General features: G+C 46.7%; 7 protein-coding genes and 1 pseudogene. 5 read left to right on the top strand and 3 right to left on the bottom strand.

All coding sequences use genetic code 11. The features are described 5' to 3' along the window. The coding region (locus Q0256_RS02780; RefSeq protein WP_297959848.1) for a hypothetical protein at positions 1-206 on the bottom strand (206 nt) is incomplete at its 3' end. Positions 207-336: 130 nt separating this feature from the next. Between Q0256_RS02780 and Q0256_RS02785 the strand changes: the two genes are divergently transcribed. Next, the gene (locus tag Q0256_RS02785) at positions 337-1,032 is read left to right on the top strand and encodes a tetratricopeptide repeat protein (RefSeq protein WP_297959850.1); all 696 of its coding nucleotides are present in this window, start codon (positions 337-339) and stop codon (positions 1,030-1,032) included. Positions 1,033-1,667: 635 nt separating this feature from the next. Here the strand turns inward: Q0256_RS02785 and Q0256_RS02790 are convergent. After that, complete coding sequence (locus Q0256_RS02790) at positions 1,668-3,056, bottom strand: FAD-linked oxidase C-terminal domain-containing protein (protein WP_297959852.1); 1,389 nt, start codon at positions 3,054-3,056, stop codon at positions 1,668-1,670. After that, a complete protein-coding gene (locus Q0256_RS02795; RefSeq protein WP_297959854.1) occupies positions 3,043-3,771 on the bottom strand; it encodes a plasminogen-binding N-terminal domain-containing protein in 729 nt (242 codons plus the stop codon). The genes Q0256_RS02790 and Q0256_RS02795 overlap by 14 nt, the downstream gene beginning before the upstream one ends. 138 nt (positions 3,772-3,909) lie before the next feature. Here Q0256_RS02795 and Q0256_RS02800 point away from each other — a divergent pair, with 138 nt between their 5' ends. The 4 genes and pseudogenes from Q0256_RS02800 to Q0256_RS02815 all read left to right on the top strand — a co-directional run. Continuing rightward, positions 3,910-5,079, top strand: coding sequence for a peptidoglycan DD-metalloendopeptidase family protein (locus Q0256_RS02800; RefSeq protein ID WP_005871954.1), 1,170 nt, complete (start codon positions 3,910-3,912; stop codon positions 5,077-5,079). An 8-nt stretch (positions 5,080-5,087) separates the two neighbouring features. Continuing rightward, positions 5,088-6,467, top strand: coding sequence for a magnesium transporter (gene mgtE / locus Q0256_RS02805; protein ID WP_297944684.1), 1,380 nt, complete (start codon positions 5,088-5,090; stop codon positions 6,465-6,467). Further along, positions 6,452-7,039, top strand: a complete 588-nt coding sequence (locus Q0256_RS02810) for an NUDIX hydrolase (protein WP_297959856.1) — start codon at positions 6,452-6,454, stop codon at positions 7,037-7,039. The genes mgtE and Q0256_RS02810 overlap by 16 nt, the downstream gene beginning before the upstream one ends. A gap of 67 nt (positions 7,040-7,106) precedes the next feature. Further along, positions 7,107-7,440: pseudogene (locus Q0256_RS02815) on the top strand (hypothetical protein); the annotation flags it as partial.

Genomic DNA, 7,440 nt, shown 5'->3' on the forward strand with positions numbered 1-7,440 from the left:
CCCTGATAAATTACCATTGTAGAGTCCGTAGGTGTTTCAGACCTCAGGATTAAATGCTTTATTATAAATACTGCAGGCGCCGTGGATGCCGCATAGACGTGCGAGTAAAAAAGTGGGATAGCCAGCCATAAAAACAATCTTGCAATTAAAATTTTAATTTGTCTTTTTGAAATTCCGCTCAAAGTTCCGTTTAGAATTTTATTCAAAAATTTTGCTTGGGATTTTGATAGGAATTTTGCAGGAATTTCGCCGGAAATTTCACAGCTATTATCAAAAATTAAAATTTTATCCCTCGCTTTTTGCTATAATTATTTTTAAAATTTAAAAGGAGCAAAAATGAAAATTTTAGCGTCGATTGCCGCGCTAATCGTAGCAGCCTACTTGCTCGCGCAGATATTTTTCCCGCAGGCGGTCTCGTTTGTCGGATGCGGCATCGGTAGGGCTAATTCGTGCGAAGACTATGGAGCATATTTGCTTGAGGAGCGCGATTATGAGGCAGCAAAAAAGCCGTTTGAAAAAGCTTGTGAAGCGGGGCTGGAAAATAGCTGTGCTATCGCGGGAGATTTATATTACGACGAGCAAAATTTATATAAAACTACGAAAGATAAGGGCAAGTCCGCGCGGTTTTATTCCAAAGCGTGCGAGCTGGGAGCCGCCAAAGCTTGCTACAACGCCGCGATAATCTCTTATAAAAATGCGGATAAGAAAAATACGTTCGCTTTTTTTGCCAAATCATGCGATTTGGGATTAGGCGAGGGCTGCTTGAACGCTGCGGTCGCTAGCTACGAAGAAAAAGACTATCAGGGCGCTCTTAAGTTTTTCCTCAAATCTTGCGATGCTGCTTTGGCAGAGGGATGCCAAAGGGTTGGGCTAGCGTATTCAAAGAAGGAATTTGGCGAGCCAGACCTGGATAAGGCGATGATCTACTACGACAAAGCCTGCAAGCTGGGAGCTGAGTTTAGCTGCAACGTAGTAGCCGCGATGAATAAAATAAATGCAAGCGAGGCTAATGCTACTAATGCGACTAAATAGATAGTATGGCTAGCTAGATGATAATACGGCGAGATCGAAATTAACTTAGAAATTTGACGGAGCTTTATGGGATTTTATGAAATTTTGTGGAATTTTATCTTTAAATTTTATTGCTGAAATTTCGCATATTGCGATAATATCGATAGATAGTGATTTTAAAATTTCAGTATTTTGGAAGTTTGGAATTTAATTTATGCTGTGGATTTTATTGACAGAATTTTAACTTATCATAGACTTATCCATCGCGATATAGGGATTTCATCATAATCTTAGTGTATCCCTGAAAGAGAAAAAATTGCGCAAACTAGCGAGTAGCTATGCAATCACAGCTGATATGGCAAAAATATCCAAAAAAGATCGCACGAGGTAATCAATCTGCGAAGTAAGTAAAATCAATTATCAAGTGGATGGAATCTATCAATAAACAAGTAAAATTATTCATCGCAAAGCAAGCAAAATCGATCTGTAAATGGGTAGATCAAGCTTAAAACTAACTCGAAGTAGCCTGTAAATAAGCTAAATTGCAAGCAAGATAAATTTTAAGTAGGCATATTGTAAGAAAGTAAAATTTTAGATGGGGTAAGCAGGGTAAATCGATTTCAAATCACCGTAGAAGTTGGATGAGGATTTTAATTTTAAAGCCCCATTTTTCCGGGATTTAAGATGCCTTTTGGATCGAAAGCCCTTTTGATTGCGCGAAATAGCTCCATCTCTGCTGCGCTAAAAGCTAGTGGCATAAATTCTGCTTTGCTTAGCCCGATGCCGTGCTCGCCGCTGAGCGTACCGCCAAGATCAACTGCAGCTTTGAAAATTTCGGTGATTGCGTCATGTCCGCGTCGCACCTGAGCTTCGTCCTTTTTGTCGGCGACCATGACGTTGGTGTGGACATTGCCGTCGCCCGTGTGCCCGAAGCAGGGCACGCGCACGCCGTATTTATCGCCGATGCGCGCGATACGGCGCAGTAGCTCGGGCAGTTGCGAGCGCGGGACGGTGATGTCCTCATTTAGCTTAAGCGTGCCGTAGATATTGATCGCCTGCGAGCAGTTGCGTCTCGCAAACCAAATGCCCGCACGCTCCTCTTCACTTTCTGCGATGCGGAAGTCGCTCGCGCCGTTTTGAACGAAAATTTCTTTTATGAGTGCGAGCTCCTTCAAAAGCACCGCTTCTAAATTGCCGTCTGTTTCGCAGATCAAAATCGCGCCCGCATCCCTCGGCAAGCCTTTGTGAAATTTCTCCTCGACCGCGGCTATGCACAGCGCGTCTAAAAATTCCATCGCCACGGGCGTGATACCGGCTGCCATTGTCTTATACACGGCATTCATTGCTGCATCTACGCTAGGAAAAACGCCCATCGCGGTCTTTTTAAGCTTTGGCATTGGGATGAGCTTGAGCGTGATTTCGGTGATGACAGCAAGCGCACCTTCGCTTGCGATTAAAATTCCTGCCACGTTGAAGCCTGCGACATCTTTGATAGTGCGTTTGCCCGCTCGGATCACCTCGCCGTTAGGCAGTACCGCACGCAGTGCCATTACGTAGTCTTTGGTGATACCGTATTTTGCGGCGCGCATGCCGCCGGAGTTTTCGGCGACATTGCCTCCTAGCGTGGAATAATCCTGGCTTGCGGGATCGGGCGGATAAAAAAGCCCGCGCGCTGCGGCTGCTTTTTGCAGATCGATATTTATGCAGCCGGGTTGGACTACGGCGAGTAGATTTTGCATGTCGATTTCTAGAATTTTATTCATATGTTTTTCAAATGCCAAAATCACTCCGCCGTTTGCGGCTAAAGATCCACCAGTAAAACCGCTACCTGCGCCTCTTGGAACTATGGGGATTAAATTTTCGTTGCAGAATTTTAAAATTTGACTGACATCGTCCTCACTTCGCGGGAAAAGCACGCCGTCCGGCAGACAGCGCCTTTTTGTCGCGTCGTAGCAGTATGCCGTGCGATGAGCCTCGTCAAAATAGGCATTATCCGCGCCTAATAGATTTGTAAAAAATGCTCGCGCAGCGCTATTCGTCGCCATCTAAGCCCAGCAAATAGCGGTAGTGTTTGTCGTAATCGCTGATCGGGCCATTAGTAAAGTCCCAAATGACGGTCTTTATCTCGCCTACGCGTGAGTAAAATGGCAGCTGATAATAAGCCACGCTGCCGCTAGCAAACGTACGCAAAGGCTTGAAGCTGCCGCAGTCGGCAAATACGCCTTGTTTATCCATCGCGATAAAAATCAGTCCGGCGCTATTTTGCGCGCAAATTTTACGAAAATCGTCGCGGCTAGGATTTGGCTTGTGGTTGTAGCTAAGATAGGCACCGCCAAGATCTGGGTGGATAAAATTTATATTTGGAAAAGCCTTGATAACCTGCTCGTAAATTTCAGCGTTAGGCGCGACGATTATGGCGCGGTCATAGAGGAAATTTAAGATCACTTTATCGCCGCTTGAGGGTAAAATTTTAGGCAGTGGCAGCGCCTCTTGAGCTAACATATCAAAAACCTCAAATCGCACCTTTGCCTTGCCTGCGCTTTTTTGCGTCACGACTGCGCGCGCGATGATGGAGCTTGCGCCGCTACCGAAATTATGCATCACCACTCCGCTGCTACCTACGGCAATCGTAGGGCTATCTGTGATCTCGCCCGAACCATCCTTTACGCTAAGTAGGGTGGTTTCGTATCGCGGCATGTTAAATTCCGCCCCTATCGCCGCGCTTAAAAATAGACCTAAAATAAGTAAAGCTTTTTTCAAAATTCTGCTCCTGAATAAAATTTCGGCTAATTATACATAAAACTTTGAAATTAGCGATAAAATTCCGCGGTATTTACGAAATATAAGCGTTTTTTCGTTACAATCCCGCCTTAAAATAATATTTCAAAGCGGTTTTATATGACTAGAATTTTTATATTGCTTTTTCTGTGGATAGGCGTAGTTTTTGCGAACAACCCCAGCGTAGAGAAGTTTGCCTGGCCCGATGGCGTGAGTCTGCTGCAGTTTATGGAAACTGCGGGCATTCCCGCGTCTGTATATTATGACCTGGATAAAGAGGATCAGGAGCTTGCCGCTGAGGTGCGAGCTGGCGTGGAGTGTCAAATTTTGCGTGATCCAGCAGGTCGCGTCTCCCAGCTGCTAATCCCTGTCAGTGAGGAGCTTCAGATCCACATATACCGCGATAAATTCGGCACTTTTAGATTCGTTTATACTCCGATAGTTTATGAGGAAAACAGCTACTCTTTAGGAATTCAGATCGAAAGCTCGCCCTATCAAGACATCATCAAAGCTACGGGCAATGCGGCTTTAGCGAATGAGTTTATGCTTGTTTTTAAAAATGAGGTAAATTTTAAAAAGCTGCAAAAGGGCGATCGGCTTGTGATTCTATACGAGCAAAAAACGCGCCTTGGCAAGCCTTTTGGCGGAGTAAATATCACCGCAGGAATGATCGAGGAAAATAAAAAGCCCAAATCGCTATATTTTTTCGATGATAAATACTACGACCGAAGCGGTAAAAAGGTCGAATCTTTTCTACTTATTACGCCGCTTGTTTATACTAGAATTTCATCGTATTTTACCCCCAAAAGATTTCATCCGATTTTAAAGCGCTATCGCGCGCATCTAGGTGTGGATTATGCAGCTCCTAAAGGCACTAGGGTAAATGCAGCAGGAGCTGGCAAGATTAGCTTCGTAGGGCGTAAAAACGGCTACGGCAATACCGTAGAGATCAACCACGGAGGCGGTATCAGCACGCTTTATGCACATCTTAGTGGCTTTGCTAGCGGCACAAAAGCAGGCGTTAGCGTCAAGCAAGGCCAATTAATCGCCTACGTGGGCTCGACCGGGCTTAGTTCGGGACCGCATCTGCACTTCGGACTTTATAAAAATAAGCAGGCGATAGATCCGCTCAAGGTAGTCAAGATTGAAAAAACTAACGTTATAAGCGCTGAGGAGCTTAAATTTAAAGCCCTCGTCAAAGATATGGATGCCAGAATGGCTGCGGCTAAAGACGGCTCAAAAAACCCGGCTAAATTTGAAAACTACGAGTCGCTTATCACGATAAATTAAGGCCAAAAATGGAAAATAAAGAGCAGCTGGACGACGTCGAGGAAGCCAAAGCGCTTCTTGATGCGCATCTAGGCGATACGCTTGAGCATGAGCTGAGTGCCGCCGATCTTACGGAGCATTTAAAAACTCTAAAAAAGCATGACGAAGAAAAATACGTAGAATTTCTAAAAAAGCTAGATCCTGAGGATCTTGCTGATGCTGCGCTCGAGATGCCCGAGCATATGCTCGAAGATGTCATCGAAACTCTGCCTCACGAAAAGATCGTCGAAGCGATCGAGGAGCTCGAAAGCGACGATCAGGCAGAGCTTTTGCAAAACATCGGCGAAATCGACGAGGACAAGGCCGAGCAGATTTTCTATGGGCTTGACGAGGACGATCGCCACGATATTCTTACTATCTCCAAATATAGCGAAGATGAGGCGGGCGCGTATATGCAGACCGAGGTCTTTAGCGCGAGGCAGGATCAGACCCTGGGGCAGGCGGTCGAGATGCTGCGCGTTATGCGCGAAAAGGACGAGATCGAGAATGTCTTTCAGCTCTTCGTGCTCGATAAAAAGGGACATCTGCTTACTACCTTTTCGACGTCCGATCTGATTTTATACGATTTCTCGCTCACGCTGGAGCAAATTTCACAAAAATTCGGCGCCGAAAACAAAATCCACTTCGCCACCGATACCGACAAGATCGACGACGTAATCAAGGATTTTGAGGAGTTCGACCTTAACGTCATTCCCGTTGTCGATGCTAACGGCGTGCTCATAGGACGTATCACCGCCGATGATATCCACGATCTCATCCAAGAGCGCGCCACCGAGCAAATTTACAACCTTGCGGGCGTCGATGACGAAGCGGAGGACGATGAGACTACGATCTTTAAGGCGGGACGCGCGCGCGCTGTGTGGCTAGCGGTAAATTTATGCACGGCGATCGTAAGCTCTACGATCATCGGGCTTTTTGACGCCACTATCGAAAAGCTAGTCGCGCTCGCCGTGCTTATGCCAATAGTCGCCTCCATGGGCGGCAACACCGGCACGCAGGCGCTTACCGTAACCGTGCGCCGCCTAGCCTTGGGCGAGATAGCGTTTAAAGACAAAAAGCAGGTTCTCTTTCGTGAGATCACGATCGCTTTTATAAATGGTCTCATTTTTGCCACGCTGATGGGGTTTGTGGCGTATTTTTGGTTCGGCATTAAGCTTTTGGGGCTGGTGATTGCGATGTCGATGGTGCTAAATTTAACGCTCGCGGGGCTTTTCGGCGCCGTCATTCCGATCACGCTTAAAAAATTAAATATCGATCCCGCCGTCGGCAGCTCCGTGCTGCTTACCACGGTGACGGACATCGTGGGATTTTTTAGCTTTTTAGGACTTGCGACATGGATACTACTATAAAAAATTTCAAAATTTCCGAGCTTAAAAGCTCCAATTTCGTTAAACCCTTTCGCTTAAATTTTGAAATAGACGGCGTAGCGCGCGCGTGGGACTGCGTAAAGGTGCACGATAGCGTCTCGATCTTGCTTTATCATACGCAGCGCGACGCGCTTTTGCTCGTCAAGCAGTTTCGCCCCAGCGTGTGGTTTTATCAAGAGGAAAATTTAATAAATTCGCCCGAAAAGGGCTACACCTATGAGCTTTGCGCTGGCATTTTAGACAAGGGCATCAGCGAGGAACAAACGGCGATCGAAGAGGTGCTCGAAGAAACGGGCTATGCCGTGAAGGATCTGAAATTTATCACGAGCTACTACAGCGCCCTGGGCTTTGCGGCGAACCGTCAAATTTTATACTTCGCGTGTATCGACGAATCGATGAAGATCGGTCGCGGCGGCGGCGTGGACGGCGAGAAGATCGAGCTTTTCTACCTGCCTGCAGCTAAGGTGCGTGAGTTTATGTTCGACGAAAAGATCGTGCGCGCGCCGGGGCTGATCTTAGCATTTCAATGGTTTTTGAGCGAGTTTAAAGCTTAGCGGCGAGATGGAATTTCGCGTACTGCTGCGCGCTTTTGCGCCTCGGCTTTAAATTTAAAGGACGGCGATGAGAGTTTTATTTAGGCTGTGTATTATCGCGGCGTGTCTCTATACGGCGATCGCGGCGGGACTTTATATCTTTCAGGAGCGGCTGATATTTTTGGGCGAGCCGCTGGATAAAAACTTCAAATTTAGCTTTGAAAATTCCGAATTTGCAGGACTGGTGAACGCGCCCGAGAGCGGCGCGCATTTAGATATGCAGGCGTCCGCTACGCAAAATATTGCCGCTATAAAGAGCGGCACAAAAGAAAGCGGCGCCGCAGCGAGTAACTCGGCGGGCGAGATTAAAGCCGGCGCCGAAACGAGCGGTTTTGAAAATGAAAATACCCAAGCTAGCGGCG

Origin of the sequence: uncultured Campylobacter sp., assembly GCF_937949835.1 — a bacterium.
Lineage (GTDB): Bacteria > Campylobacterota > Campylobacteria > Campylobacterales > Campylobacteraceae > Campylobacter_B.

Bases quoted from the DNA above. Each gene is read 5' to 3' on its own strand.
- mgtE (WP_297944684.1), top strand. From the start codon at position 5,088: ATGGAAAATAAAGAGCAGCTGGACGACGTCGAGGAAGCCAAAGCGCTT.
- Q0256_RS02800 (WP_005871954.1), top strand. From the start codon at position 3,910: ATGACTAGAATTTTTATATTGCTTTTTCTGTGGATAGGCGTAGTTTTT.
- Q0256_RS02790 (WP_297959852.1), bottom strand. From the start codon at position 3,056: ATGGCGACGAATAGCGCTGCGCGAGCATTTTTTACAAATCTATTAGGC.
- Q0256_RS02810 (WP_297959856.1), top strand. From the start codon at position 6,452: ATGGATACTACTATAAAAAATTTCAAAATTTCCGAGCTTAAAAGCTCC.
- Q0256_RS02785 (WP_297959850.1), top strand. From the start codon at position 337: ATGAAAATTTTAGCGTCGATTGCCGCGCTAATCGTAGCAGCCTACTTG.